General features: G+C 65.0%; 21 protein-coding genes. 3 read left to right on the top strand and 18 right to left on the bottom strand.

Annotation, left to right across the window (positions count from 1 at the left end; all coding sequences use genetic code 11):
* Nucleotides 1-105: 105 nt before the first annotated feature.
* The 5 genes from ACX12D_RS02625 to clsB form a co-directional block, all read right to left on the bottom strand.
* On the bottom strand, nt 106-1,305 hold the full coding sequence (locus tag ACX12D_RS02625) for an acetyl-CoA C-acyltransferase (protein ID WP_459373909.1): 1,200 nt from the start codon (nt 1,303-1,305) through the stop codon (nt 106-108).
* An 18-nt stretch (nt 1,306-1,323) separates the two neighbouring features.
* Nucleotides 1,324-3,750, bottom strand: coding sequence for a 3-hydroxyacyl-CoA dehydrogenase/enoyl-CoA hydratase family protein (locus ACX12D_RS02620; RefSeq protein ID WP_459372817.1), 2,427 nt, complete (start codon nt 3,748-3,750; stop codon nt 1,324-1,326).
* Between the two features lie 204 nt (nt 3,751-3,954).
* Nucleotides 3,955-5,742: an acyl-CoA dehydrogenase C-terminal domain-containing protein gene (locus ACX12D_RS02615; RefSeq protein ID WP_183035550.1), complete on the bottom strand. Its 1,788-nt coding sequence runs from the start codon at nt 5,740-5,742 to the stop codon at nt 3,955-3,957.
* Nucleotides 5,743-5,815: 73 nt separating this feature from the next.
* On the bottom strand, nt 5,816-6,406 hold the full coding sequence (locus ACX12D_RS02610; RefSeq protein ID WP_043343612.1) for a TetR/AcrR family transcriptional regulator: 591 nt from the start codon (nt 6,404-6,406) through the stop codon (nt 5,816-5,818).
* Between the two features lie 368 nt (nt 6,407-6,774).
* Complete coding sequence (clsB, locus tag ACX12D_RS02605) at nt 6,775-8,091, bottom strand: cardiolipin synthase ClsB (protein WP_459372816.1); 1,317 nt, start codon at nt 8,089-8,091, stop codon at nt 6,775-6,777.
* 140 nt (nt 8,092-8,231) lie between these two features.
* Between clsB and mobB the strand changes: the two genes are divergently transcribed.
* Nucleotides 8,232-8,789 (top strand): molybdopterin-guanine dinucleotide biosynthesis protein B, encoded by a 558-nt coding sequence (gene mobB / locus ACX12D_RS02600; protein ID WP_459372815.1) that lies wholly within the window; start codon nt 8,232-8,234, stop codon nt 8,787-8,789.
* On the opposite strand, the gene ACX12D_RS02595 is transcribed toward mobB, so the two are convergent.
* Entirely contained in the window at nt 8,774-9,373 is a 600-nt protein-coding gene (locus ACX12D_RS02595) for a short chain dehydrogenase (RefSeq protein WP_459372814.1), read from the bottom strand. The two genes, mobB and ACX12D_RS02595, sit on opposite strands and share 16 nt — an antisense overlap.
* Before the next feature lie 135 nt (nt 9,374-9,508).
* On the opposite strand from ACX12D_RS02595, the gene ACX12D_RS02590 reads away from it, so the two are divergent.
* Nucleotides 9,509-10,390 carry a LysR family transcriptional regulator gene (locus tag ACX12D_RS02590; RefSeq protein ID WP_459372813.1) on the top strand — a complete coding sequence of 294 codons (882 nt, stop codon included), beginning with the start codon at nt 9,509-9,511 and terminating at the stop codon, nt 10,388-10,390.
* Between the two features lie 31 nt (nt 10,391-10,421).
* On the opposite strand, the gene ACX12D_RS02585 is transcribed toward ACX12D_RS02590, so the two are convergent.
* The 8 genes from ACX12D_RS02585 to ltrA form a co-directional block, all read right to left on the bottom strand.
* Nucleotides 10,422-11,210: an endonuclease/exonuclease/phosphatase family protein gene (locus tag ACX12D_RS02585; RefSeq protein WP_459372812.1), complete on the bottom strand. Its 789-nt coding sequence runs from the start codon at nt 11,208-11,210 to the stop codon at nt 10,422-10,424.
* Nucleotides 11,207-11,680: a dihydroneopterin triphosphate diphosphatase gene (gene nudB / locus ACX12D_RS02580; RefSeq protein ID WP_459372811.1), complete on the bottom strand. Its 474-nt coding sequence runs from the start codon at nt 11,678-11,680 to the stop codon at nt 11,207-11,209. The genes ACX12D_RS02585 and nudB overlap by 4 nt, the downstream gene beginning before the upstream one ends.
* A gap of 105 nt (nt 11,681-11,785) precedes the next feature.
* Complete coding sequence (locus ACX12D_RS02575) at nt 11,786-12,676, bottom strand: hypothetical protein (protein WP_459372810.1); 891 nt, start codon at nt 12,674-12,676, stop codon at nt 11,786-11,788.
* Between the two features lie 216 nt (nt 12,677-12,892).
* Nucleotides 12,893-14,698: an aspartate--tRNA ligase gene (gene aspS, locus ACX12D_RS02570; RefSeq protein ID WP_459372809.1), complete on the bottom strand. Its 1,806-nt coding sequence runs from the start codon at nt 14,696-14,698 to the stop codon at nt 12,893-12,895.
* A 43-nt stretch (nt 14,699-14,741) separates the two neighbouring features.
* Complete coding sequence (locus ACX12D_RS02565; protein WP_459373908.1) at nt 14,742-15,440, bottom strand: DUF502 domain-containing protein; 699 nt, start codon at nt 15,438-15,440, stop codon at nt 14,742-14,744.
* 14 nt (nt 15,441-15,454) lie between these two features.
* On the bottom strand, nt 15,455-15,820 hold the full coding sequence (locus ACX12D_RS02560; protein ID WP_459372808.1) for an FmdB family zinc ribbon protein: 366 nt from the start codon (nt 15,818-15,820) through the stop codon (nt 15,455-15,457).
* A gap of 199 nt (nt 15,821-16,019) precedes the next feature.
* Complete coding sequence (locus ACX12D_RS02555; protein WP_459372807.1) at nt 16,020-17,456, bottom strand: high affinity choline transporter 1; 1,437 nt, start codon at nt 17,454-17,456, stop codon at nt 16,020-16,022.
* A 225-nt stretch (nt 17,457-17,681) separates the two neighbouring features.
* Nucleotides 17,682-19,391 (bottom strand): group II intron reverse transcriptase/maturase, encoded by a 1,710-nt coding sequence (ltrA, locus tag ACX12D_RS02550; RefSeq protein WP_035867110.1) that lies wholly within the window; start codon nt 19,389-19,391, stop codon nt 17,682-17,684.
* Nucleotides 19,392-20,865: 1,474 nt separating this feature from the next.
* Here ltrA and ACX12D_RS02545 point away from each other — a divergent pair.
* Entirely contained in the window at nt 20,866-21,474 is a 609-nt protein-coding gene (locus ACX12D_RS02545) for a hypothetical protein (RefSeq protein WP_441640214.1), read from the top strand.
* A gap of 71 nt (nt 21,475-21,545) precedes the next feature.
* Here the strand turns inward: ACX12D_RS02545 and ACX12D_RS02540 are convergent, their stop codons facing one another.
* The 4 genes from ACX12D_RS02540 to ACX12D_RS02525 all read right to left on the bottom strand — a co-directional run bounded on the left by ACX12D_RS02540 (nt 21,546) and on the right by ACX12D_RS02525 (nt 26,558).
* Nucleotides 21,546-22,208 carry a methyltransferase domain-containing protein gene (locus ACX12D_RS02540; protein WP_459372806.1) on the bottom strand — a complete coding sequence of 221 codons (663 nt, stop codon included), beginning with the start codon at nt 22,206-22,208 and terminating at the stop codon, nt 21,546-21,548.
* 59 nt (nt 22,209-22,267) lie between these two features.
* The gene (gene ubiB / locus ACX12D_RS02535; protein WP_416047571.1) at nt 22,268-23,845 is read right to left on the bottom strand and encodes a ubiquinone biosynthesis regulatory protein kinase UbiB; all 1,578 of its coding nucleotides are present in this window, start codon (nt 23,843-23,845) and stop codon (nt 22,268-22,270) included.
* Nucleotides 23,846-23,950: 105 nt separating this feature from the next.
* On the bottom strand, nt 23,951-24,625 hold the full coding sequence (locus ACX12D_RS02530) for a ubiquinone biosynthesis accessory factor UbiJ (RefSeq protein ID WP_441640212.1): 675 nt from the start codon (nt 24,623-24,625) through the stop codon (nt 23,951-23,953).
* Between the two features lie 919 nt (nt 24,626-25,544).
* Nucleotides 25,545-26,558: a Tim44 domain-containing protein gene (locus tag ACX12D_RS02525; protein ID WP_459372805.1), complete on the bottom strand. Its 1,014-nt coding sequence runs from the start codon at nt 26,556-26,558 to the stop codon at nt 25,545-25,547.
* Nucleotides 26,559-26,594: the final 36 nt, after the last annotated feature.

Below are 26,594 nucleotides of genomic sequence, written 5' to 3'. Positions count from 1 at the left end.
CGGCAGCTGTCTCCTTGTTATGGCACTGCTTTCTTCACCTGATAGAGAGTCGGGGCGGGCAGCACGAACGCACCTGGCGCCCAGGCTGCCTGCCCCACGGCGCGTTTAGACGCGCTCGAAGATACCTGCCGCGCCCATGCCGGTGCCGACGCACATGGTGACCATGCCGTACTTCAGGTTGTTACGGCGCAGCGCATGCACCACGGTGGCCGAACGGATCGCACCGGTGGCGCCCAGCGGGTGGCCCAGTGCAATCGCGCCGCCCATCTGGTTGACCCTGGCCGGATCCAGCTGCAGGTCGCGCATCACCGCCAGCGACTGCGCGGCGAAGGCCTCGTTCAGCTCGATCCAGTCCATCTGGTCCTGCGTGAGGCCGGCTGCCTTGAGCGCCGCGGGAATCGCTTCTTTGGGGCCGATGCCCATGATTTCGGGCGGCACGCCGCGCACCGCGAACGACACAAAGCGCGCCAGCGGCACCAGGTTGAACTGCTTGAGGATCTTCTCCGAAACCAGGATCAGCGCGCCGGCGCCATCCGAAGTCTGCGAGCTGTTGCCGGCGGTGACGCTGCCCTTGTTGGCAAACACCGGGCGCAGCTTGCCCAGGCCTTCGATCGAGGTCTCCGGACGCGGGCCTTCGTCGAGCGAGATGGTGCGTGTCTTCACATCGACCTGGCCGCTGGCCAGGTTGGGGAATTTCTCGACGATCTCGATCGGGGTGATTTCGTCCTTGAACGCGCCGGCCTGCTGGGCGCGGATCGCCTTCTGGTGCGAAGCGAGCGAGAAAGCATCCTGGTCTTCGCGGCTGACCTGCCATTGCTGTGCGACCTTCTCGGCGGTCAGGCCCATGCCGTAGGCGATGCCGATGTTCTCGTCGCGCTCGAAAATCGCCGGCGACATCGACGGCGAATTGCCCATCATCGGCACCATGCTCATCGATTCCACGCCAGCGGCGATCATCACGTCGGACTCGCCCACGCGGATGCGGTCAGCGGCCATGGCCACGGCCGACAGGCCGGAGGCGCAGAAGCGGTTGACGGTGATGCCGCCCACGGTGTTCGGCAGGCCCGACAGCAGCGCGCCGATGCGCGCGACGTTCAGGCCCTGCTGCGCCTCGGGGATGGCGCAGCCAACGATGGCGTCTTCGATCAGCCTGGGATCGAGGTCAGGCACCTGCGCCACGGCCGCGCGCAGGATGGTGGCCAGCAGGTCGTCCGGACGGGTGTTCTTGAACGCGCCCTTGGGAGCCTTGCCGATCGGCGTGCGGGTTGCGGCAACGATGTATGCGTCTTGCAGTTGTTTCATGATGTCGGTTCCTCGCTTGCCTTAGTTGCGCACCGGCTTGCCGGTCTGCAGCATGCCCATGATGCGTTCCTGGGTCTTGCCCGTGCCGAGCAGGTCGACAAAGGCCTTGCGTTCCAGCGCCAGCAGCCATTCCTCGCTGACCAGCGAGCCGGCTTCCACGTCGCCGCCGCACACTGCCTCGGCGATGCGGCTGGCAATCAGGAAGTCGTGCGCGGAGATGAAGCCGCCGTCGCGCATATTGGCCAGCGATGCCTTGATGGTGGCAATGCCGGAGCGGCCTGCCACCGGCACCAGCGTGCCCGGCACCGGGGCGCGGTAGCCGGCGTTGGACAGCGCGCGCACTTCGTTCTGCGCCACGTAGAGCAGCTCATGCACGTTGAACACGATGGTGTCCGATGGCTGCAGGTAGCCCAGCTTCTGCGCGTCCAGCGCCGAGGAGGAGACCTTGGCCATGGCCGCTGCCTGGAAGCGGTTGGTGAGGAACTGCAGGTAGTTGGTGCTGCCGGCGGCTTGCGCAGCACGTGCGGCAGCCAGCGCGGCCTCCTTCAGGCCGCCACCGGCCGGCACCAGGCCCACGCCGACTTCCACCAGGCCGATATAGGTTTCCAGCGCGGCCACGCGCTTGGCCGAATGCAGCATCAGCTCGCAGCCGCCGCCCAACGCGATGCCGGACGCCGCCGACACCACCGGCACGGCGGAATACTTCACCCGCATCATGCCGTCCTGGAACTTCTTGACGAAGGGCTCGATGCCCTTGGCGCCGCCCATCATGAAGGCCGGCATCGCGGCTTCCAGGTTGGCGCCCGCGGAGAACGGGCCGCCCGGCGCGCCCAGTTGCAGCGACGTGGGCTGCCACACCACCAGGCCCTTGTACTCGGCTTCGGCCAGGTCGATGGCGCGCGTCAGGCCGTCGATCACGTCGGGGCCGATGGTGTTCATCTTGCTCTTGAACGAGACCACCAGCACATCGTCCTGGCCCTCGCTCACCCAGATGCGCACGGCATCGTTTTCTTCCACGGTGCGGCCGGCCTTGCGCGGATCCGTTGCGGCAGTGCCCTTGACCGTGGCACGGAACACTTGGCGCTCGTACACCGGCAACGCATTGCGCAGCACGAAGGCTTGCGCGGCGGGCGACCACGAACCCTGCGCGCCATGCACGCCCTGGTTCTCGGCCACCGGCCCTTCGAAGACCCATGCGGGCAGCGCCACGTTGGCCAGGCCCTTGCCGGCTTCGATGTCTTCCTTCACCCACTGGGCCACCTGCTTCCAGCCAGCCGACTGCCAGTCCTCGAAAGGACCGGAGTTCCAGCCGAAGCCCCAGCGGATCGCCAGGTCGATATCGGCGGCGGAGCCGGCGATCTGCTCGAGGTAGACGCCGATGTAGTGGAACACATCGCGGAACACCGCCCACAGGAACTGCGCCTGCGGGTTGGTGGATTCGCGCAGCAGCTTGATGCGCTCGGCCGGTTCCTTCTTCAGCATGCGCACCACGATCTCGTCGGCCTTCTTGCCCGAGTCGACGTATTGGCCCGTCTTGGGATCCAGCACCTTGATGGCCTTGCCTTCCTTCTTGTAGAAGCCGGCGCCGGTCTTCTGGCCCAATGCGCCCGCATCCACCAGCCCCTTGAGCACGGCGGGCGTCTTGTATACCGGCGCGAACGGATCGTCCAGCAGGGTGTCCTGCATGGTCTTGATCACGTGGGCCATGGTGTCCAGGCCCACCACGTCGGCGGTGCGGAAGGTGGCGGACTTGGCGCGGCCCAGCTTCGAGCCGGTCAGGTCGTCGACCACGTCGAAGGGGATGCCGTACTTCTCAGCCTCGGCGAACACCGCCAGGATCGAGAAGATGCCAACGCGGTTGGCGATGAAGTTCGGCGTGTCCTTGGCGCGCACCACGCCCTTGCCGAGCGTGGAAGTCAGGAAGGTTTCCAGGCGGTCCAGGATCGCCGGCTGCGTGGTGGCGGTCGGGATCAGCTCCACCAGGTGCATGTAGCGCGGCGGGTTGAAGAAGTGCACGCCGCAGAAGCGCGACTTCAGGTCCGCGCCGAAGCCGTCGGACAACGCGGTGATCGACAGGCCCGAGGTATTGGTGGCGAAGATCGTGTGCGATGCCAGGTGCGGTGCGACCTTCTTGTACAGGTCATGCTTCCAGTCCATGCGCTCGGCGATGGCCTCGATCACCACGTCGCACTCCTTGAGCAGCGCGAGGTCGTCCTCGTAGTTGGCAGCCTGGATCAGGCCGGCTTCGTCCTTGATGCCCAGCGGTGCCGGCGAGAGCTTCTTCAGGTTCTCGATGGCGCGCAGCGAGATGGCGTTCTTGGGGCCTTCCTTGGCCGGAAGGTCGAACAGCACCACGGGCACGCGGGCGTTGACGAGATGGGCGGCGATCTGCGCCCCCATGACGCCGGCACCCAGCACGGCGACCTTCTTGACGATGAAATTGGACATGCGCGCTCCTAGGAAAGTGAGCGTTGAGATGAGGTGGGCTGGCTGCGCGTGGCGCTGGGGTTGCTTCAGTTCCTGCTGCTGCCGGTGTGCTCCCCCTCTCCCATTTCGTGGGAGAGGGGAGCACACCATCGGCATCCGCAGCGCCGTGGCAAACAGCTTGCGCCCGCGCTAAGACAACCGCATTAATTCAGGACAAACAGTCCGTCAGAACAGATCCGCGTCCAGCGCCATCAGCGTGGCCGAACCAGCGCGTGCCATGCGGATCTGCGATGCCGTCTCCGGCAGCAGCTTGGCAAAGTAGAAGCGTGCGGTCGCCAGCTTGGTGGTGTAGAACTTGTCGCCGCTGGCTTCCTTCTCCAGCGCGATCTTGGCCATGCGGGCCCAGAAGTACGAGAACACCAGGTGGCCCACCACGCGCAGGTAAGGCACGGCGGCCGCGCCGACTTCGTCGGGGTTGCCCATGGCCTTCATGCCGATTTCCATGGTGAGCTTCTGCACCTTGTCGCCCAGGTCGGCCAGCGGGTTGACGAACTCCTGCATGGCTTCGTTGGTGCCTTCTTCCTCGACGAACGCTTGCACGATCTTGCCGAAGGCCTTCATCTTGGCGCCCATGTCGCCCAGGATCTTGCGCCCCAGCAGGTCCAGCGCCTGGATGGTGTTGGTGCCTTCGTAGATCATGTTGATACGCGCGTCGCGCACATACTGCTCCATGCCCCACTCGGCGATGTAGCCGTGGCCGCCGAACACCTGCATGCCTTCGTTGGTGGCGGTGAACGCGTTGTCGGTCAGGAAGGCCTTGATCACGGGCGTGAGCAACGCAACCAGGTCGCCCGCTTCCTTGCGCACCGACTCGTCCGGGTGCGACAGTTCGCGGTCGATCTGCAGCGCGGTCCAGTAGCTGAACGCGCGGCCGCCTTCGGCAAAGGCCTTCTGCGTCAGCAGCATGCGGCGCACGTCCGGGTGCACGATGATCGGGTCGGCCGGCTTGTCCGGGGCCTTGGGACCGGTCAGCGCGCGCATCTGCAGGCGGTCCTTGGCGTACGCCAGCGAGTTCTGGTAGGCCACTTCGGTCAGCCCGAGGCCCTGCATGCCCACGCCCAGGCGGGCGGCGTTCATCATCACGAACATGGCGTTCAGGCCCTTGTTGGGCTCGCCCACCAGCCAGCCGCGCGCGCCGTCCAGGTTCATCACGCAGGTGGCGTTGCCGTGGATGCCCATCTTGTGCTCGATCGAGCCGCACTTGATGCCGTTGCGCTCGCCCGGGTTGCCGCTCGCATCGGGGACGAACTTAGGCACCACGAACAGCGAGATGCCCTTGGTGCCCTGCGGGGCATCCGGCAGCCGTGCCAGCACCAGGTGAATGATGTTGGCGGAGAGATCGTGCTCGCCGGCCGAGATGAAGATCTTGGTGCCGGTAATGGTGTAGGAGCCATCGGCCTGCGGCTCGGCCTTGCTGCGCAGGATGCCCAGGTCGGTGCCGCAATGCGGCTCGGTCAGGCACATGGTGCCGGTCCACTCGCCGGAGACCAGCTTGGGCAGGTAGACCTTCTGCAGCTCGGGCGTGCCGTGCGCATGCAGCGCTTCGTACGCGCCGTGCGACAGGCCGGGGTACATGGTCCACGCCTGGTTGGCCGAGTTCAGCATCTCGTACAAGGCATTGTTGACCAGGATAGGCAGGCCCTGGCCGCCGTATTCGGGGTCGCAGCCCAGTGCCGGCCAGCCGGCTTCCACGTACTGCTTGTACGCTTCCTTGAAGCCCTTGGGCGCCGTCACCACGCCGTCGCCGACGTAGGTACAGCCTTCGCGGTCGCCGCTCTGGTTGAGCGGGAACACGACCTCGGAGCAGAACTTGCCGGCTTCCTCAAGCACCTGGTTGATGGTGTCCGCGTCAACGTCGGCGTGCTTCGGCAGCGCCTTGAGTTCGGCTTCCACGCCGAGCAATTCATGGAGCACGAACTGCATGTCGCGCAACGGTGCGGTGTACTGGCCCATCAAAGACTCCTTGGAGGTTTGCAAAGCCGCTACGCCGCCCGTGCACGATCCGGCACGGGACGCCGCGGCGGCGTCAGGTACGGTAGGACTGAATCAATTTATTGAGCGCGACCATGGCAAGCTCGGCACTCGCGGGCAAGCGCAGGAAGCGGGCGTCATGATGCAAGCCTAGTTCAAGGCTGTACATTTCAAACAGCATCAGGCGCGGATCGCAATCCGCGCGCAGGTGCCCCTCTTCCCGTGCCTGGTCGATGGCACGCGTCAGCGCGGCGCGCCAGATGGTGACGCTCTTGACGAGTTCGTCACGCACCGGGCTTTCCGCGCGGTCGTCGTACTCCACCGCCCCGCTGATGTAGATGCATCCCGTGGTCACTTCCTGGATGCGCTTTTCCATCCAGCGGCGCACCATGGACTGCAGGCGCGGCAGCCCGCGCGGCTCGTGCAGCGAGGGATAGAAAACCTCCTGCTCGAACCGGCGGTGATACTCGCGCACCACCTCCACCTGCAAGTCCTCGCGCGAACCGAAATGCGCGAACACGCCGCTTTTGCTCATCTGCATGCGTTCCGCGAGCAGCCCGATGGTCAAGCCTTCGAGCCCGTCGCGGGACGACAATTCCAGCGCGGCATCCAGAATAGCCACGCGCGTCATTTCCCCCTTGCGCATGGGCGCGGGGGACGCGGAAGTGGCGGATTCGAGACGAGCTGACTGGTGTCGCATGATTTTTTCTCCGTTCTTCGCGGCGCGAAACGGATCGCGCCGCGTATGACCCTGACGTAATGCATTTTTTTCGCTGCCCGGCTGGCTGCTTCACCGCCTGGCAGACCCGAATGCACGCAGTCTAAGGCAAAAAAGAACGACCGTTCAGATTATTGTGATCGCGCCCGCTGGCAGCAAGCTTTTAATTAGATCGGGGTTTCTAAACGCAGCGGCCGCGCTCCTGCGCCGCAACATGCCGCGACGCAGCGAGATAGCGATCCTTGTTGCCGCGAATGATGCACAGCAGCATCGCCCCACCGGGTATTGTCCCGCGATCAGTAGCGCCCTGTCACGCCGGCGATGATCACGCCGACACGCAGCACCATATAGGCGGCCCAGTTCGCCATCCGGCGCACCGCCGAACGGCGCGCATGCGTGGCGGCCTTGACCTCGATGCTGCGCGAGGCAATGGCGTGCTCCAGCTCCTGGCGCAGCTCGGCGCAGAACGCGCCGTCATAGACCGCGACATTGGCCTCGCGGGCCAGCAGCAGGCTGAACGGGTCCATGTTGCTGGAGCCCACCGTGGCCCAGGCATCGTCGACGACGGCCACCTTGGCGTGCAGGAAACTATCGGCGTATTCGTAGATCTCCACGCCGGCGCCGAGCAAGGTTGCATAGAGCGAATGGGTTGCATAGTGCTGCAAACGGTACTCGACCCTGCCCTGGAGCAGCAGCCGCACGCGCACGCCGCGCTTGCGGCACGCCAGCAGGGCGCGGCGCATCTTGTGCCCAGGCAGGAAGTAGGCGTTGGCAATGATCACTTCCCGCCGCGCGCCGCCCAACGCCTGCAGGTACTGGCGCTCGATGGCGCGGCGGTTGCGCAGGTTGTCGCGCAGCAGCAGCACGGCGCGCATGCCGCCGGCCTGGTCCTGGCGCGGCAGCGGCAGGTCGGTGATCAGCGGAAACTCCGCCGCCACCCCCGCCAGGCCAACGCTGCGCATTTCGCCGCGCAGCGATAGCTGCCACCACAGGCGCTCGGCGGTCAGCGCGATCTGGTTGACCAGCGGGCCGCGCACCTCCACCGCGAAATCGTAGCGGGGACCGAGCCCGGCGCTCTCGAAGGGCCCATGGTTGTGGTCGTCGATGATGTTGATGCCGCCAACAAAGCCGATCTGCTGGTCGATCACGGCCAGCTTGCGGTGCAGCCGGCGCAGGTTGCGCCGTGCCAGGCTAAAGCGGCGCAGCGGACGGAAGATCTTGAGGCTCGCCCCGCCCTCGCGCAGGCGCTCGGCGAGCCCGGCCGGCATGTCGCCAGCGCCGAAACCGTCCACCACCAGGTGCACGGCCACGCCGCGCCCGGCGGCACGGATCAGCGCGTCGCTCACCGCCGCGCCGACCGCATCGTCGGCATAAATGTAGGTCTCGAGCGAAACCGAGAATACAGCTTGATCGATCGCGGCAACCAAGGCCGGGAAGAACTCATTGCCGCCGCGCAGCAAACGGACCGCGTTGCCGCCCAGAGGCCTGCCGCGGCGCCATTCGGAGCGCAGTGGGCCGGCATGCCGCGGCGCGCGTGCGGGGGCATCGTCGCGGCTTGCGGCAAGCGCGGGAGGCGGCGCGCGGGACGGGCGTGGGGGCGGAATCGATGACATGAGCCACATTATCAGGCACGCCGATGTCCTGTGCGTGCGCCCGGCGGCGCGCGCGGCGCACACAGCGTGTGGGGCCATGCGCGCCGCGGCGGCCGTTCTCTGCTATCGTCGCCGCTTCATCCCTCGCAACCCCCGACATCGTGAAGGTTTTCGGCATCTCCGGTGCGTCCGGCAGCGGCAAGACCACGTTGCTGGATCAAGTGATCCCGCGGTTCGCCGCCGCCGGCCTGCGCGTGGCGGGCGTCAAGCACACCCACCATGGCTTTGACCCGGACACCCCGGGCAAGGACTCCTGGCGCATGCGCCAGGCCGGCTGCGCCAATGTCGTGCTGGTGGGCGCGCGGCACCTCACGCTGATGCGCCACTATCCCGAAGCCGAGGCCTCGCCTGAGCTGGCCGATGCGCTGGCCGTGCTGCCCGCCAACACGGACCTGGTGCTGGTGGAGGGTTACAAGCGCAGCGATTTCCCCAAGCTGGAAGTGTTCCGCCCCGACCTGGGCAGGCCGCCGCTCTGGCCGGAAGTGCCGAGCATCATGGCCGTCGCCAGCGACCAGCCGCAGGCGGTGGCAGCGCTCACCGCCCTGCCCGTGCTGGACCTGGCGGACCTTGACGCGATCTGCCAGATCATCGGCAACAGCGCGCTCGAACTCACGCCCGCCCTGGCCGCCGCCTTGGCGCAGCCTCACCAGACCCGATAGACATGCCCGTTGCGCGGCCCTTCCACGCTGCGCTGGAAGGCCAGCGCGACGCGCGCCGCCGGCACCGGCTCAAAGCCGGGGAAGAAATCGCCATACGCGGGCCATGACTCCTGCACTACCGTCGGGCTGACCACATTGATGCGCAGGCCGCGCTCCAGTTCGGGCGCTGCGCTACGCACGAACCCCTCCAGCGCCGCATTGACGCTGCCGGCATTGGCGCCCATGCGGATCGGCTCGCTGCCGACGATGCCGCTGGTGAGTGTGATCGAGCCGCCATCGTTCAGGAAATGCTGGCCAACCAGTGCCAGCCGCACCTGCCCGAGCAACTTGTCCTGCAGCCCGATTTCGAAGTCTTCGGCCCGCATCTGCGCCAGCGGCCCGAAAAACAGGCTTCCGGTCGTGGCGACGATGGCGTCCACCCGGCCGGTCGCTTCGAACAAGGCCTGCACGGATTCCGGCCGGGTCAGGTCGACCTGATGATCGCCGCGCGACTTGCCGACCCGCACCACGTCGTGGCGAGCCGACAAGTTCTGTACTACCGCCTGCCCGAGCGTTCCGCTGGCTCCGATCACAACAATTTTCATTGCATTCCCCATGGTTCTGGTTGTCCAGGAAGACGGCATTCTTTCTGCCGCCATCAGGAATGCATTGTGAAAGTGGATTCAGGAGGGATAAATGGGCTAGGATTTCGCGCATCCCTAATTTTTGATTAGCAATCCATGGACAAGCTGCGCAGCATGGAAGTGTTTGCCGCCGCCGCCGAAGCCGGCAGCTTCAGCGCCTGCGCCGATGCGCTGGGCCTGTCGGCGGTGATGGTAGGCAAGCATGTCGGCCAGCTGGAGCGGCATCTGGGCGTGCGTCTGCTGCAACGCAGCACGCGCCGCCAGAGCCTGACCGAAGCCGGCCACCTGTTCCTGGAGGAATGCCGTCAGATCCTGGAGCGCGTGCGCAAAGCGGAGACCGTGGCCGAGCGCCTGCACAGCCAGCCACGCGGCCGCCTGCGCGTGACCGCGCCGGTGACGTTGGGGGAGACCGCGGTAGCCGAGGCGGTCTCGGCCTACCTGCTGCGCTACCCGGAGGTCACGGTGGAACTGGTGCTCGACGACGCCTTCACCGACCTGATTGCCGATGGTTTCGACGCCGCGGTGCGCATCGGCGCACTGGCCAGCTCCGACCATCTGGTGGCACGGCCGTTGCGGCCGTATCGCATGGCGATCTGCGCGGCGCCGGCCTACCTCGCGCAAGCGGGCCATCCGCGCACGCTGGCGGACCTGGCAGGGCACCGCTGCCTGAATCATCTGTTGTGGCCGCAAGGCATGGGGTGGCCGGCCCCCGAGGATGGCGCGGCGCCCAAGTCATCGGTGCCGCTGGCGGCCAACAACGGCCAGGCGCTGCGGCGCGCGGCACTGGCTGGCTGTGGGGTGGTGATGCAGCCGGAAGTGCTGCTGGCGGCGGACATAGCCGCCGGGCTGCTGGTCCCGTTGCTGGAAGACGCCATGCCAGCGCCAAGGCCGGTCCACCTGCTCTATCCGCGCGACCCCCGGCCGCTGCCCAAGCAGGCCTGCTTTGTTGACGTCATGCTGGAGAAAATGGGGGCCTAAGGAGGGCCTGAGGAGGGCCTGGGGATAGCCCTCAGGAAATCGTGCCTGCCTTGGCCTTGTGGACAACCGGCCGCTCCGGCACGGCAATGCGTGCAAGCTCCGCCATCAATGGCACGTGGTCCGAGCGCTGGGCCCAGTCGCGGCCGGTCAGCGCGCTGGCGTGCTCGATCTCGAAGCCGCGCACATAGATGCGGTCGAGTTGCCACCAGGGCATGTGGCTGGGAAAGGTGTGCAGCCGCGCGCCACCCGCGGAGGACACCTCCGTCGCCCCAAGCGTGGTGCAGATCAGGTTGTCGAGCCGGTGGTTCCAGTCATTGAAATCCCCCGCGATCAACAGCGGCGCCTCGGCTGGCACCACGTCCTGCACGCGCTTGACCAGCGCCTCCGCCTGGCGCGCGCGGCTGCGCGCGAACAAGCCGAAATGCACGCAGATCAGGTGGGCCTCGACCCCGTTCATATCCGCTACCGCGTGCAGCAAGCCGCGCTGCTCGAAGCGATGGTCGGAGATGTCGAGGTTTTCCGACATCAGGATCGGATGGCGCGACAGGATGGCATTGCCGTGGTGCCCGTGGTCGTACACCGCATTGCGGCCGTAGACCGAATGCGGATACGCGTCGGTCGCCAGATAGTTGAGCTGGGTGTAATCCGGGTCGAACAAGGCTGCCGCCACCAGGCGGTCATTGCGATCCTGCACCTCCTGCAGGAAGACGATGTCGGCATTCACCACATGCAGGCCATCGCGCACGTTATGGATACGCGACTTGCCCTTGATGCCGGTCACGCCCTTGTGAATGTTGTAGGTGACGACGCGCAGCCTCATAGGTCCGCTCCGCAAGCCGCACGCTGCCCCTGCACCCGCCAGCCCAACTGCAGCACCGCCTCGGCATTGCTGGTCGAGAAGCAGAGCGCGGCGGCCTCCCGCCACGGCAACCACTGATACTGCAGGTGCTCGCGCGGCGCCAGCGTCACCGGCACCGGCTGCGCGACACGCAAGCCAAACCAGTGCTCGGTGTTGCGTGTCACACCCGGCGCGTAGCGGTGGCGCCACTGCGGGTAGATTTCGTACTCGATGGTGTGGTTCCAGTCGTCCAGCCGGTGCTCGGCGGCGATCAGGCCGGTTTCCTCGGCCACCTCGCGCGCGGCCGTCAGCCCGAGCGGCTCGTCGGGCGTGTCCAGGCTGCCGGTGACCGACTGCCAGTAGCCCGGCCGGTCGGCGCGCTCGATCAACAGCACTTGCAGGTCTGGCGTGTGGATCACAACCAGGACGGATTCAGGAATTTTGTAGGACATGGGGATAGGGCAAACGGCGTCCCCAAGCTTACCGCAGATGCGCCCGGGCACCGTGGGAAACATGGCGGGCATCACGAACATGGCGATCTTGCTGCTCAGGACCAGTCATGCAGCATGGACGCTGGACTGAACCGGCGTCTCGCGCAACCAGGTCTCGAATACGCCTGGCGAGTCGCCGTGGCCCCACGCGGCGCGCAGTTGCTGCATCAACGGGGTCAACGCGCGCGTGTACTCGCGCGAAGCCACCTGCGCATGCGCGGCCAGGCGGTCCGCGCATTGCTGGACCTGCGCCTGCAACTGCGCGCGCTCGTGCGCGATCTCTTTTTCACGCAGGCCCAGCGTGTTGTACTTCTGGATCAGGAAGCGCTGGTAGTCACCGGCTTCCACACCTTGGGCGGCCTGTGCATTGGCCTGCTCGAAGCGCATCACGATGCTGCCGGTCTCCTGCTCGATATGCGCGGCCTCCGCGACCAGCGCCTGCAAGCTGTCCTGCAGCCGCAGCGCTTCGCGACGCTCGTCGCGCAGCTTCACGACGTACTCATCGAAGCTGCGCTGGGCCGTCAGGTAAGCCTGCACCACCGGCTGCGGTGCCACCACCAGCAACGGATCCGCGCCGCCCGCGCGGCTGCCCTGCAGCAAAGCGTCATCGGGCAGCCTCAGGTTGCCGAGGTCCTCCAGCCAGCGCCCACGCGCCATGACGGTGCCCACCGTATCCAGCGCCACCCGGCGCAGGGCTTCGGCGCGCTGCGTCTCCACCGGCTCCAGCATCGGCACGCCCCCGCCGCCGCCGGTCTTCGCGGCATGCGCGATATCCGGCACACAAGCCGCCACCGTGGTCGCCACGGACTCCGACATGGCCACCGCCGAGCGGCGCACCGCGCGCCGCAGCTCGAAACGCGCCAGCATCATCATCGCCAGCCCGGCCGCCAGCCAGGTGAGGATGGTCTCGGCATGGGCCAGTAAAAACTGGCGAATCAGTTCTACATCCAGGTGCACGGCAAAATCCTCCCGCGCGGCCGTCGTGCCTTCGAATTGGGCTTGCGGCTTGGCGCTATAAAGGGAGAAGACTGGGCGGGAGGGGGCTTCGTTCCGCGATGTAACAATTGGAAACCAGCAACTGGGTGCTGGCTGTGGCACGTGGCATGAATCGCGGCCACCAATGCAAAAAGGCCGCGCTGTCGCGCGGCCTTTTCAAGCAGTCCGAACCCCGGCTCAGGCCGTCTTCGGCTCCGCGGCGCGCAGGCGGATATGCAGCTCGCGCAGTTGCTTCTCGTCGACCGAGCTCGGTGCTTGCGTGAGCAAGTCTTGCGCGCGCTGGGTCTTGGGGAAGGCGATCACGTCGCGGATCGAATCGGCGCCGGCCATCATGGTGACGATGCGATCCAGGCCGAAGGCCAGGCCGCCGTGCGGGGGCGCGCCATATTGCAGCGCGTCCAGCAGGTAGCCGAACTTGGCACGGGCTTCTTCCTCGCCGATCTTCAGGGCGCGGAACACCTTGCTCTGCACGTCCTCACGGAAGATCCGCACCGAGCCGCCGCCCATTTCCCAGCCGTTCAGGACCATGTCGTAGGCCTTGGCGATGCACTTGCCCGGATCGGTTTCCAGGTATTGCATGTGCTCGTCCTTGGGGCTGGTGAACGGGTGGTGCATGGCGACCCAGCGAGCATCGTCCTCGTCGTACTCGAACATCGGGAAGTCGATCACCCACAGCGGTTTCCACACGTCCTCGAACAGGCCGTGGGTCTTGCCGAACTCGGAGTGGCCGATCTTCAGGCGCAGGCCGCCGATGGCGTCGTTGACGACCTTGGCCTTGTCCGCGCCGAAGAAGATGATGTCGCCGTCCTTGGCGCCGGTGCGCTTCAGGATCTCCGCGATGGCCGCGTCGTGCAGGTTCTTGACGATCGGCGATTGCAGGCCGTCGCGGCCCTTGGCCACTTCGTTGACCTTGATCCAGGCCAGGCCCTTGGCGCCGTAGATGGCGACAAACTGGGTGTAGGCATCGATCTCGCTGCGCGAGATGGCGGCGCCGCCCGGCACGCACAGGCCTACCACGCGGCCGTTCTCGCTATTGGCGGGGCCGGAGAACACCTTGAAGTCGACGTCCTTCATGGCGTCGGTCAGCTCGGTGAACTCGAGCTTGACGCGCAGGTCAGGCTTGTCCGAACCAAAGCGAGCCATGGCTTCGCGGAATTCCATCACGGGGAAGCTGGCGTCCAGGTCGACGTCGATGGCGTTCTTGAACACCGTGCGCATCATGTCCTCGAACAGGTCGCGGATCTCCTGCTCGTTCAGGAACGAGGTCTCGCAGTCGATCTGCGTGAACTCGGGCTGGCGGTCGGCACGCAGGTCCTCGTCGCGGAAGCACTTGGTGATCTGGTAGTAGCGGTCGAAGCCCGACACCATCAGCATCTGCTTGAAGATCTGCGGCGACTGCGGCAGCGCGAAGAAGTGGCCCGGGTTGGTCCGCGACGGCACCAGGTAGTCGCGCGCGCCCTCGGGCGTGCTCTTGCCCAGCATCGGGGTCTCGATGTCGATGAAGCCTTGCGCGTCCAGGTACTTGCGCACTTCCATGGCCACCTTGTAGCGCAGGCGCAGGTTGTACTGCATCTGCGGGCGGCGCAGGTCCAGCACGCGGTGCGTCAGGCGGGTGGTCTCGGACAGGTTGTCGTCATCGAGCTGGAACGGGGGCGTGACCGACGGGTTGAGCACGGTCAGCTCATGGCACAGCACCTCGATCTTGCCCGAGGTCAGGTTGGCGTTCTCGGTGCCGGCCGGACGCGGCCGCACCTTGCCGGTGATGCGCACGCAGAACTCGTTGCGGATCTCTTCGGCTGCCTTGAACATCTCGGGGCGATCGGGATCGCACACCACCTGCACCAGGCCTTCGCGGTCGCGCAGGTCGATGAAGATCACGCCACCGTGATCGCGGCGACGCTGCACCCAGCCGGTGAGAGCCACTTCCTGGCCCGAGAGTTGTTCGGTCACGAGACCGCAATAGTGAGTACGCATGGAGGACATAAGAGAATTCCCGGAATAACGCGGCCGCCGATGCGGCCGGCGATCAATTTGAATGCGATGAGCCGGCGGACTCGGCGAGGGCTTCTGCCTCCGCCTCGCCGGCGCGCACCGAGCCGCTCTTGCGCGGCAGCTCGGTCGGCGCCACCACGCCCATCGAGACGATGTACTTCAGCGCGGCGTCGACGGTCATGTCGAGTTCGATGGTATCGGCCTTGGGCATCATCAGGAAGAAGCCCGAGGTCGGATTAGGCGTGGTCGGCACGTAGACGCTGACATACTCGCCCTGCAGATGATTCTGCACATCGCCGCCGGGACGGCCGGTGAGGAATGCGATGGTCCACGAGCCCTCGCGCGGGTACTGCACCAGCAGCGCCTTGCGAAAGGCATTGCCGGACGAGGAAAGCAGCGTATCCGAAACCTGCTTGACGCTGGTGTAGATCGGCCCGACCACCGGGATATGGCGCAGCAGCGCTTCCCACCAGCGCACCAGGCGCTGGCCGATGAAGTTGTGGGCCAGCAGGCCGACCAGCAGGATGAACACCACCGTCAGGATGGCGCCCAGGCCCGGGATGCGCACCTTGAACAGCTGGACCGGCTGCCAGGCTTCAGGCAGCAGCGCCAGGCTCTGGTCCATGGTGCTGATGACCAGGTTCAACACCCACAGCGTGATGCCCAGCGGCACCAGCACCAATAGCCCGGTGAGGAACCAGGTCTTGAGGGCGGAAGTCTTCTTCGCCGGCACGATGCGTTCTGCCTTCAATGGCTGGCGACGGCGCTGCCGGAACCGCCGGCAGTGCTGGTCGACGCCGTGCTGACGGTGCTGGTGCTGGAGGAATCAGTGGCTGCGCCGGACGAGGCCGGTGCCGCTGCTTCGCTCTTGCCCTCGGTGGCGCTGCCTGCGGCCGCCGTGGCGGGCGCAGCGGACGTGCCACCGTTGCCACCGCGGAAATCGGTGACGTACCAGCCCGACCCCTTGAGCTGGAAGCCCGCGGCGGTCAGTTGTTTCTTGAACGTGCCCTTCGCGCCGCAGGATGTGCAGTCGGTGAGCGGGGCATCGCTCATTTTCTGCAGCACATCGCGCCCGTGGCCGCAGGCGTCGCAACGATAGGCATAGATCGGCATAGTGGCTCTCCGCAAGGAGTCTGGAACGGAAATTGGATGGAACCGCATGGCCGCGCCGGGCGGGAAGTTGCCACTCCCGTGCGCGCACCTTGCGGTGCAAAGCCTTGAATTATAAACCGTTCTGAGAACGCCGGGCCGGCGGAAAAAGGGCTGGAAATGCCTTCGAAGCCACGCGTGGCCCGCCGGATGCCCGCAACGCTCAGGCCAGATGGACTTCCTTGACACGCGGATGGTCGTTGATCCACTGCGGCAGCAGCGAGCCGAACACCATGCCGCCGATGGAGAACAGCAGGCCGACCATCTGCGGCGGCACCGCCGCATCGGCGAAAGCGATCTCGCAGCACAACCAGGAAACCAGCCCGAGGATGATCGCGGCAAGGCCACCCTGGCGCGTGGCCGGCTTCCAGAACATGCCAAAGGCCAGCGGAACGAACGACGACACCAGAGTGACCTTATAAGCATTTTCCACCATATGGAAAATGGACAGATGCGAGTTCAGCGCGAACAGCGACACCAGCACGGCGAACACCAGCACCACGGCCTGCATCACGCGCAGGAAGCGGCGATCGTCGAGATGGCGGAAATAGGGCCGCAGGATGTTCTCGGCAAAGGTGACCGACGGGGCCAGCAGCGTCGCCGAGGCGCAGCTCTTGATGGCGGACAGCAGCGCGCCGAAGAACATCACCTGGGCGAACATGGGCGCGTGCGTCAGGATCAGCTTGGGCAGGATCAGCTGCGAATCGGTATTGATGTACTTCTGCACCATCTCCGGGTCGATCATGGTGGCCGAATAGGCCAGGAACATCGGGATGAAGGCAAAGCAGAAGTAGAGCACGCCGCCCAGCACCGAAGCGCGCCCGGCAATCTTCTCGGTGCGCGACGAGGTCACGCGCTGGAACACATCCTGCTGCGGGATCGACCCCAGCATCATGGTGAACAGCGCGGCCGCGAAGCCGATGATCTGGATCAGGTCCAGCGAGGGCAGGAATTCGAACTTGCCGGCCGCCGCCGCATGCGACACCACCGCGGCCACACCGCCGGCCTGGCCGCTGACTTCATAGCCGATATACAGCATCCCGATCACGATGATGATCATCTGGATGAAGTCGGTCACCGCCACGGCCCACATGCCGCCGAACAGGGTGTACACCAGCACGCTGGCGGCCCCGATCATCATGCCGGCTTCCTGTGACAGCGCGCCGTCCGAGACGGTGAAGAACACCAGCCCGAGCGCCTTGATCTGCGCCGCAACCCAGCCCAGGTAGGACATCACGATGCACAGCGTGGTCAGCACCTCGGCCAGCCGCCCGTAGCGATTGTGATAGTAATCGCCGATGGTGAGCAGGTTCATCCGGTACAGCGGGCGCGCGAAGAACAGGCCGACCAGGATCAGGCAAAGCGAGGAACCAAAGGGATCGGACACTACCCCAGACAGGCCCTCCTTGAGGAAGACCGCGGGGATGCCCAGCACCGTCTCCGAGCCGAACCATGTCGCGAACACGGTGGCGGTGACGATGTAGAACGGCAGGCTGCGGCCGGCGACCGCGAAGTCGGTGGCGTTGCGCACGCGCAGCGCGGCCCACAGGCCAATGCCGACCGAGATTACCCAATAGATGATGACGAACCAGATCAGCATGCTGCTGCCCTATCCCAAAGTGCCCTTGCGGCGAGAAACCGGTTGCCGGTGAGGCGGGATTTGCGGCCAGCCTTGCCCGGAGTCCAATTCATCGGTCGGGGCCGCATGGGTGGCTGAGCTAGCCTGCGGTCGTAGCCGAATGTAGGGTAGGGACAAGGTCATTACTGACCCCGTCCCCCCCTAAGAACCGTACGTGCGAGTTTCCCCGCATACGGCTCAAGCCGCTCAAAGTACGTTAATTTGTACCGGTTTCGCAACGGGCCGACCGTGATGATGAACTTGAATATGACAGTTTGGGTGCAGCAGCACTCGATTCCCTAGAGCATCAGAGCCTCCGTGTACACGGTACTCGATGTGATGGTCTTCCCACCCGGTCTCCTTGGTAATCTTGCACTGACACACCGCACACAAGCCCCGCTGGGACATGTACAACTTGACCCACTGCTTTCGGTGCGACATGTTATGCAACATGCGTACCTGCCGCAAGCTCTCGCCGTACCTCTCCTGCGCCGGATCGAAAGGATGGTAGTCCCCTCGAACTTTCTTGTGGCGTCGGATGGGCGTACCTTCAAGCGAATAAAGCGCCATCCAGTCCGTTTCACCCTCCGCGTTTGTTACCGTGGTTCCGAACACCCAATTTCGACCGCCGACCGTCGCGAAATACTTCTTCCGCACCCAGTCAGTGTTCTTCTTCGGATGTCGCCGTTTTGCCCACCGCCATATAGCCCGAAATAAATCGTGCTCCAATCTGGTGAACGTCGCCTTTGCCACCACCGGGCTGTGATACTGCGCCCAGCCCCGTAGCATGGGGTTCAGCATTCGGATCAACACCTCCTGCTTAACGCCCTTGTGACGGCCGATGACCTCCTTCACCGCGCGATAGAACGTTTGCACATTCTTCTTGCTTGGCTTGATAAGCAGCTTTCCCGAATACTTCCGGAAATTCCACCCTAGAAAGTCGAAGCCTTCGGCTATGTTGCTGATCCGCGTTTTCTCCATGGACAGTGCCAGCCCCCGTACTGCTAGGAACTGTTCGACCCACGGCTTCACCTCGCTCTCTAGCATCTCCGGCGTGCTGCCGGTGATCACGAAGTCGTCCGCATACCGCACTACATTGACCTTCAGCTTCTTGAATCGGGTAACCCCCAACTTTGCGGTGAGATGCTGAGTTAGTTGTCGTTCCAATCCGTTCAGCGCCACGTTTGCCAACGTGGGGGAAATGATGCCTCCCTGTGGCGTTCCAGCTTCGGTCGCCTGAAACTGGCCTTGAAATACCACGCCAGCCTTCAACCACTTCCGCAGGATTGCCTTGTCCATAGGGACATGGCGCACCAACCAGTCATGGCTGATATGGTCAAAGCAGCCCTTGATATCCGCTTCCAGCACCCATGGAGCCGAGGCTCTCTGGGATAGTGAGACGAATAGCTGAGACATGGCATCCGCGGTAGAACGATTGATCCGGAACCCGTAAGAGTTCGGATCGCTCATTCCTTCGGACACCGGTTCCAGCGCCAGCAGGTATAACGCCTGCATGGCTCTGTCCAACATGGTCGGTATGCCCAGAGGGCGTTCCTTCCCGTTGGCCTTTGGAATAAAGACCCGCCTTAACGGCAGCGGTCGATACCCCCGACGCTTCAACTGCCCGATGGCTGCCCACCGGGTCTCAGGCTTGTCCCACAGCACGCGATCCACGCCTGCCGTTTTCCTGCCACGGTTTTCCGTCACTCGTTTTACCGCCGATGCTTTGGCGGACCACGAGCGGGTCAGGGATCGTTGCAGGGCTTTCACCCGGCGCCAGTCCCCTTCCTGCGTTGCCTTCGCAATTCGAATCTGCATTTCCCGGACGTTCCGTTCCACCCGGCGCCAATCGATGGCACCCCAGCTTTGCGGTACGCCGGAGGGCGCAGATTCATCCTCACGGATCAATGCTTCCATGCTGTCCTCCGAATCTTGAGACTCTTCCCCAAAATCGAGCGACAACATGCCCCTTGAGGGACATATTGCCCCTCAAGGGAAGAAAATTGAACATCAAGCGAGATCTGTCAGCCGTCCTGCGACGATTGACCAGTTGGAAGTCTGCCCGCTTTCGCGTGGGATGATATTTCAACCCCTATCCGAGCCATTACAGCCCGGCATTCGCTTTTTCCAACCTCCCATACCCGCACAGCCGACAGCGTTCCTTGCGGTTCGCCTGCCTGAGCCTTACTGCGCTCGGGCAGCCATACGGGCTTACCACGTTCCCTGCACGTTACAAGACCGGGTTAGGGTCTGCCTATTCGCCGGTGGTCCAGAAGCGACGTGTCCCGAGTTTTGAGCGGGACAACCGACCACATACCATTTTGGTTAGTGCCTATCAGCAGCTTTGGCACCGCAATCCTTACGACGTTTATCAGCAGTTCACTTACATTACCCATACCAGCCAGCCTAGCTCCTCGACCCGTTGCTACTCGGAATCTCTACCGGTCCGCCTCACGGCGAACTGGCACCCTTGCGGGGGCTACATTGTCAGGAGAGCTTCACACCCCACCGTTACCAGTGACGCATGTCTCCCTAGGCTACTGCTAGTCGCATAGCAGGTTCTATATCGGAACACCCTTGCGGATGAGTCCGACCGAACCATAACGTGCAGAGCTTTCGCTCTACATCCGGGACCTCTCAACTCAATATGACCCCCGTAGGGGCATACTTGACCGACGTGAACTCCCAAAGGCGTCCCCATCCGTCCCAAAGAACGTAGCGCCGGTCTCAATCTGACCGGTACAAAAGCTATGTGGCGCTCCCCGACATGAGTCGATGGAACACCCAGCCCCCTCTTTCGAGTGGCTGTTTACAGAGAACTCGCCCAAAGGCGAGCGTCCCCGCCTTTGGGCGATATGGCTGGAGGCTATCCAGCAATAGCAAGTACTACACACTCGACAGGCGTTAGCGAGCCAAGCGTTCAACACATTGGACTCCCCTGGCTTTACCGGCCAGGTTCGTCAAAGCAAGAGATAGGTTGGGTTTCAAGGCTCAGGCCCAAGCCCTTACCCTGTCCCAACAAGGTCGATGCCCCTTACGTTAGGGCGCTACTTCTTTTCCCGGACACGAGAGTGCGTGTCGCACCAAAACGCGGATTATAACGACGCCTGCCGCGCGGCGAGAAAAAAACCCGCCGCCACGCGGAAATTGGCCGGCACGGTGCAGCCCTGGCGCCACAGGTGACGTGGACTGCGCCGTGGAGGCCCGCCGCGGCCGCGGCGCCCCGCCATGGTGCGCAAGCCTTGCGGCTTACGCGCGGTTACACAGCTTACAAACCCTGGGTCAGCGCGCCATGTCCGCCGCGCATTAAGGAAGCCAAGGCAGCAACATCGGGCGCCGCGCCCGCGAGCCACGCTGCCGCACACGACCCAACGAGGAAAAGGAGAACACCATGTCGAACCGCCAAACCAAGATGCTCAAGACCCTGATGATTGCCGCAGGCCTGCTCGGCGCCGGCCTGGCCAGCGCCCAGACCGCGGCGGTTTCGCAGGATGTGCAGCGCAACGTCAACCAGGAACAGCGCATCGAGAACGGCCTGAAATCCGGCAGCCTGAGCACGCGCGAAGCGGCCAGCCTGGAAAAGCAGACCGCACGCGTGGACCACATGGAAGCACACGCCCTGGCCAACGGCTCGGTCTCGCCGCGCGAGCAGGCGTCGATCCAGCGTGCCGAGAACCACGTGAGCCGCGACATCGCGCATGACACGCATAACGGCATCACCGGCAACCCCGCCAGTGCCTCGTCGCAGCGCATGCAGGCCGACGTGCAGCGCAATATCAACCAAGAGCAGCGCATCAAGAACGGCGTGGCCAACGGCTCGCTCACCAACCGCGAGGCCGGCAGCCTCGAACGCGGCCAGGCTCACGTGGATCGGCGCGAAGCGCGCGCCGGCGCCAACGGCCATGTCGGCGCGGGCGCGCAGCGTGGCATCCAGCGCGCCGAAAACCGCGACAGCCGGGCGATCTACCACGACAAGCACAACGCCCGCGTGCGCGGCTGAGGGGCTGAGGCAAAGGCTGGCGCCTGCGGCTGAACCCTAAGACTTGAAGCCTAAGACTTGAAGCCTGAAACCTAAGCCCTGCGGCGCCAGACCTGCCACTGCTCGCGGCCGGCAAATACCGGCAGCGAGCCAGTGGCGGCCCGCGCCTCCACCAGTTCGAAGGCCGGCTCGAGCAGCGCGCGCAGTTCGGCCTCGGGGATGGCGAAAGGCGGCCCGCCGCGCGTCTCGTCCAGGAAGAAGTAGCCGGCCAGCAGGCCGCCCGGCGGCAGCAGTTGCGCCACGCGGGTGGCGTAGCCGGCCCGCATGGCTGGCGGCAAGGCGCACAGGAAGGCCCGTTCGTAAATCCACTGGCAGGCAGGCTCGGGCGCAAAGGCAAAGAAATCCGCCTCGTGCACGACGGCCCCGGCCGGCCCCAGCGCGCGGCGCGCGCTGGCCACGGCCTCGGGCGAGAAATCAATGGCGGTCACCGGCCAGCCGCGCGCATGGAGCCACCCCGCTTCCCAGCCGTTGCCACAGCCAGGAATTAGCGTTGGGCACGGCGCCATCGCGCTGGCGAAGGCCTCGAAATCGGCCGGCACGCCGCCCAGGTCCCAGGGCATGAAGCCCTTCTCGAAGCGCTCATCCCAGAAAGCCGGATCCCCCGCGTCGCGCGTGGCAAAGGCTGGCGGGGCTGCGGCCTTGTTCGGCGCCTTATCGGATTTGGTCAAGCTAGCCTCCACTGCGTTGCATTCCATCAACTTTGCATTCGTCGCCTGGGCGAATCTGGGCACTATCCTGGGCACTATCCCGCGCGCTACCAGTAGCCAACCCAGGCCAGCAACTCGGTCAGCACCACCCCGGCGATGAATCCGCCAACCAGCAACAAGGCCGTGCCGACCAGGCGATTGGTGCGGCGCTGCTCGGCGACCAGAGCGGCCAGCAGCTTCTCCTGCTGGCCATTGTCGACCAGTGCGCGGCGCTCGAGAAACTGGTGCGCCAGGCGCGGGAAGTCGGGCAGCATCTTGGCCCATTGGGGGGCCTCCACCTGGATGCGCTCCCAGGCACCCTTCCAGCCAACCTGCTCGTGCATCCATTTCTCGAGGAAGGGCTTGGCGGTCTTCCACAGGTCCAGGTCCGGATCGAGCTGGCGCCCCAGCCCTTCGATATTGAGCAAGGTCTTCTGCAGGAGGACCAGTTGCGGCTGGATCTCGACATTGAAGCGGCGCGAAGTCTGGAACAGGCGCATCAGCACCATGCCCAGCGAGATCTCCTTGAGCGGCTTGTCGAAATAGGGTTCGCAGCACGCCCGTACCGCGCTCTCCAATTCCTCCACCCGCGTATGGGCCGGCACCCAGCCCGACTCCACGTGCAGCAACGCCACGCGATGGTAGTCGCGGCGGAAGAAGGCGATGAAGTTCTGCGCCAGGTAGTTCTTGTCGAACTCGGACAGCGCGCCGACGATGCCGAAGTCCAGCGCGATGTAACGCCCAAAACTCTGCGGCGCCACCGACACCAGGATATTGCCCGGGTGCATGTCGGCGTGGAAGAACCCATCGCGGAACACCTGCGTGAAGAAGATCTCCACGCCCTCCTCCGCCAGCAGGTGCATGTCGACGCCAGCCGCCCTGAGCGACTCGGTGCGCGAGATGGGGATCCCATGCATGCGCTCCATCACGAAGACCTCGCTGCTGCACCAGTCCCAGAACACCTCGGGCACCAGCAGCAGCTTGGTGTCGGCAAAGTTGCGACGCAGCTGGCTGGCGTTGGCGGCCTCGATCATCAGGTCGAGTTCGTCGTGCAGGTATTTGTCGAACTCGGCGACGACCTCGCGCGGCTTCAGGCGCTTGCCGTCAGCCCAGAAACGCTCAAGCCAGGCGGCCAGATCCCGCATCAGCGCCAGGTCGCTGTCGATGACCGGCAGCATGCCCGGGCGCAGGACCTTCACGGCGACTTCGCGGCCGTGGTTGGGGCCGCCCTTCAGGATGGCGAAGTGAACCTGGGCGATGGACGCGCTGGCCACCGGCTTGTGGTCGAAGCTCTCGAACAGCGTCGCCAGCTTCCGGCCCAGCGAGCGCTCGATGATCTTGACCGCCACGACCGAATCGAACGGCGGCACCTGGTCCTGCAGCTTGGCGAGCTCGTCGGCGATGTCCTCGGGCATCAGGTCGCGCCGGGTGGAGAGCACCTGGCCAAACTTGACGAAGATCGGCCCCAGGCGCGTCAGCGCCAGGCGCAGGCGTTCGCCCCGGGGCATGTCGAGCTTGCGGCCAATGGTAATGACACGCACCAGGAAACGGATGCGGCGGCTCTTGAAACCAGACAGCACGAGCTCGTCCAGGCCGTAGTAGAGGATGACGAAAACGATCTTGCAAAGGCGCAGGAAGCGGGTCATGCAGGTTCTTCAGTGTTGGGGCCGTGCTGCTTGGCCGGTCTGGCAATGGATAAAGCCGTGGATGCGCAATTGAGCAGGGGTCTGGCGGCGGCAGGCCGCGAGCGATCAGCGATGGGCGGACGGCAACGTGCCGGCGCCACGCTCGGAGCGGGTGCGCTGCTCCAGCTTTTCCAACCGCTTTTCCAGCCGGGCGAGGTCGTCGCGCAGCGCGCTCACACCGGCGCCGAACTCGTCGAGCGCCGCGTGGCGCACCAGGGTCGGCTGCTCGTCGAGCAGGTATTCGGTCACGTTATCGACCAGCGCGCGACCCACCCGCGTGGCCTGGGCATGCACCTGCTGCACGCCGTCCACCACCCGTTGCGCCACGCTATCGCTCACCGGGCCGCCCAGGATGCCGCGCAATGCGCGCGACAGATCCTCGGCCGCATCCCAGCGCAGGCTGCGGGCCAGCGTGGAGACCGTGTTGGCCAGCTCGGCATCTCCCTCGATGCGCACATGCTTCATCGCCGCCGCCTGGCCGCCGCCCGCCACGTCCGAAGCCACCAGCGGCCACTGCTGCAGCGGCACGGTCAGCGTGACCGCCGGGGTTTCATCCACCGGGGCCAGCTCCGTCAGGCCCTGCCCCGTCACCTTCAATGCGAGCGTGAACGCGGCCGCGTCAAAGCGGATGATGCGGCCAGCGAAGGGCTGGAGCATGGTGGTTGCCCAGGGCTCCTGTTCCAGCAGGTGGTTCAGGGCGGTGATCGGGGGGGTGGCCAGGGGGGTGGGGAGGGTGGTCATGATTGGATTGGGTGGGGCTGGGGGCGGGCCTTTCAGGAGGTGTTAGTGGTTGGTTAGTGGTTGATCGGTTCTAAAGTCAAAATCAACTTCAACTGCTTGAATTCAAAGGCAACTGCAGTTTCACCACCCCTGCGGGGCGGCGACCTACTTTCTTGTCTTGCCAAGAAAGTAGGCAAAGAAGGCGCGCCGGATGGGGCGACTACCTCCTCGGGCTTCGGCGAAAAGAGCGGCCGGGACCCAAACTCGCATCGCCTTAAGGCGATACTCAGACATGGGTCCCTCTTTTCCGCTCTTTTCGCCGAAGCCCGAGGCGCCCCATACGGCCTGGTACACCTTGACGGCTCGCTTCGCATCGCGGGCTGGTGTGGTCCGCCCTTCGGGCGCGCCAAACGGCTACCAATCGTTACTTGGCGGACCCGCTCTTGCAAACGCCCTCTCCCCCGGCCCCTCTCCCGCAAGCGGGAGAGGGGAGCAAACCACTGGTCGACTCGAACCTTCAGGTTGCAGCCGTGTTTTCCGCCCGTCGGGTGGCAAACACAATCCCGCGATGCGAAGCGAGCCGTCAAGGGTTTCATCTCCCGTTATGGGGCGCCTCGTCGGCAGGCGAAAAGAGCGGAACAGAGGGGGCCATGTTTGAGTATCGCCTTAAGGCGATGCGAGTTTGGCCCCCGGCCGCTCTTTTTGTCTGACGACGAGGAGGCTTTCGCCCCATCCGGGTCGCCTTCTTTGCCTACTTTCTTGGCGAGACAAGAAAGTAGGTCGCCCCCCGCAGGGGGGGTGAAACTGCCTTTGACTTTGATCTTCAAGCCAAGCAACAGACCCCCTCACCCCGCAAACAAAAAAAGCCCACGTTTTCACGTGGGCCTCCATTCTATGCCACCTGCCGGCCTTGAACCTGCCGGCGAGGCACTCCCTGCACTCAGGAAGTTTGTTGGATCCCTGCCAGCAGCCAGCCGCCGGGGCCGCTTACCGGCTTGGCCAGGTTCCAGACTTCGGCGAAGGGCTGGGCGGGGTCGCCGGCCTTTTCGCGGATCATGCCGGAGAAGCGCACGCTGGCCAGATGCTGGGCCGGGCTGTCTTCGATGCCGAGCAGTTCGGCTTCCAGCGTGACCACGTCGGTCTTGTTGACTTCGGTGCCGCGCTCGGACAGGTCCATCTTGATCTCGGCGAACATTTCCGGCGTGGTGAACTCGCGGATGTCCTCGAGATTGCCGGCGTCCCAGGCTGCCTGCAGGCGTACGTAGTAGACCTTGGCGTTGCGCAGGAAGGCTTGGGTGTCGAAGTCGGCCGGCACGCCCCAGGGCTGGGCCGCGCCTGCTGCCGCTGCCGCGCCAGCCATCACCGGTGCGGCGGACTGCATCGATGCGACGGAACCGGGCGCAGGCATCACCGGATTGGGTGCACCAGCCGGCACTTGTTGGCGCAGAACCGGTTCGTTGCTGCCGCCAAACCCGTTACCCGAGCCGCTGCCGGCTGCCGCACCTGCATAGGCCGGTTGTTGCGGCGCCTTGGCGCCACCGCGGAACTTGCGGATCAGCCAGATTGCGGCGAATGCCACCAGGGCGATCAGGATCAGGTTGGACAGGAAGCCCATGGCGGCGCCGCCCAGGCCAAAGTGCGACAGCAGCCAGCCAATGCCCAGGCCGGCGGCGATGCCGCCAAGCATGCCACCCCAGTTACGCTTGGGCGCGGCAGCAGCGGCTGCCCCCGCGCCGGCGGCGGCGGGCGCGGCTTGCTGGGCCGGTGCCTGCTGCGCGGGCGTCTGGTTCGGCGATTGCTGTGCCGGTGCCTGCTGGCGTTGCGTCACGCCGGACGATTGCTTGCCAATGCTGCGCGACCCGCCGAGGCGTTTGGCATTGGCGTCGAGCGCCATGCCGAGGGCGAGCGTGCCAATCAGCACACCCACCATGAATTTTGCGCGAAATAGCGACATATCAGTGCTTCCCCTGTTAAGTTCGCTCATTTTTCT

The organism is Cupriavidus sp. PET2-C1, assembly GCF_054515855.1.
The sequence above is the reverse complement of the archived record's forward strand: the minus strand, read 5'-3'. Positions and strand labels throughout refer to the sequence as shown.

Excerpts from the sequence above, each read along its gene's own strand:
- ACX12D_RS02620 (WP_459372817.1), bottom strand. The coding sequence starts at position 3,750 with ATGTCCAATTTCATCGTCAAGAAGGTCGCCGTGCTGGGTGCCGGCGTC.
- ACX12D_RS02615 (WP_183035550.1), bottom strand. The coding sequence starts at position 5,742 with ATGGGCCAGTACACCGCACCGTTGCGCGACATGCAGTTCGTGCTCCAT.
- ACX12D_RS02610 (WP_043343612.1), bottom strand. The coding sequence starts at position 6,406 with ATGCGCAAGGGGGAAATGACGCGCGTGGCTATTCTGGATGCCGCGCTG.
- clsB (WP_459372816.1), bottom strand. The coding sequence starts at position 8,091 with ATGTCATCGATTCCGCCCCCACGCCCGTCCCGCGCGCCGCCTCCCGCG.
- ACX12D_RS02595 (WP_459372814.1), bottom strand. The coding sequence starts at position 9,373 with ATGAAAATTGTTGTGATCGGAGCCAGCGGAACGCTCGGGCAGGCGGTA.
- ACX12D_RS02590 (WP_459372813.1), top strand. The coding sequence starts at position 9,509 with ATGGACAAGCTGCGCAGCATGGAAGTGTTTGCCGCCGCCGCCGAAGCC.
- ACX12D_RS02585 (WP_459372812.1), bottom strand. The coding sequence starts at position 11,210 with ATGAGGCTGCGCGTCGTCACCTACAACATTCACAAGGGCGTGACCGGC.
- nudB (WP_459372811.1), bottom strand. The coding sequence starts at position 11,680 with ATGTCCTACAAAATTCCTGAATCCGTCCTGGTTGTGATCCACACGCCA.
- aspS (WP_459372809.1), bottom strand. The coding sequence starts at position 14,698 with ATGTCCTCCATGCGTACTCACTATTGCGGTCTCGTGACCGAACAACTC.
- ACX12D_RS02560 (WP_459372808.1), bottom strand. The coding sequence starts at position 15,820 with ATGCCGATCTATGCCTATCGTTGCGACGCCTGCGGCCACGGGCGCGAT.
- ACX12D_RS02555 (WP_459372807.1), bottom strand. The coding sequence starts at position 17,456 with ATGCTGATCTGGTTCGTCATCATCTATTGGGTAATCTCGGTCGGCATT.
- ltrA (WP_035867110.1), bottom strand. The coding sequence starts at position 19,391 with ATGGAAGCATTGATCCGTGAGGATGAATCTGCGCCCTCCGGCGTACCG.
- ACX12D_RS02545 (WP_441640214.1), top strand. The coding sequence starts at position 20,866 with ATGTCGAACCGCCAAACCAAGATGCTCAAGACCCTGATGATTGCCGCA.
- ACX12D_RS02540 (WP_459372806.1), bottom strand. The coding sequence starts at position 22,208 with ATGGAATGCAACGCAGTGGAGGCTAGCTTGACCAAATCCGATAAGGCG.
- ubiB (WP_416047571.1), bottom strand. The coding sequence starts at position 23,845 with ATGACCCGCTTCCTGCGCCTTTGCAAGATCGTTTTCGTCATCCTCTAC.
- ACX12D_RS02530 (WP_441640212.1), bottom strand. The coding sequence starts at position 24,625 with ATGACCACCCTCCCCACCCCCCTGGCCACCCCCCCGATCACCGCCCTG.
- ACX12D_RS02525 (WP_459372805.1), bottom strand. The coding sequence starts at position 26,558 with ATGTCGCTATTTCGCGCAAAATTCATGGTGGGTGTGCTGATTGGCACG.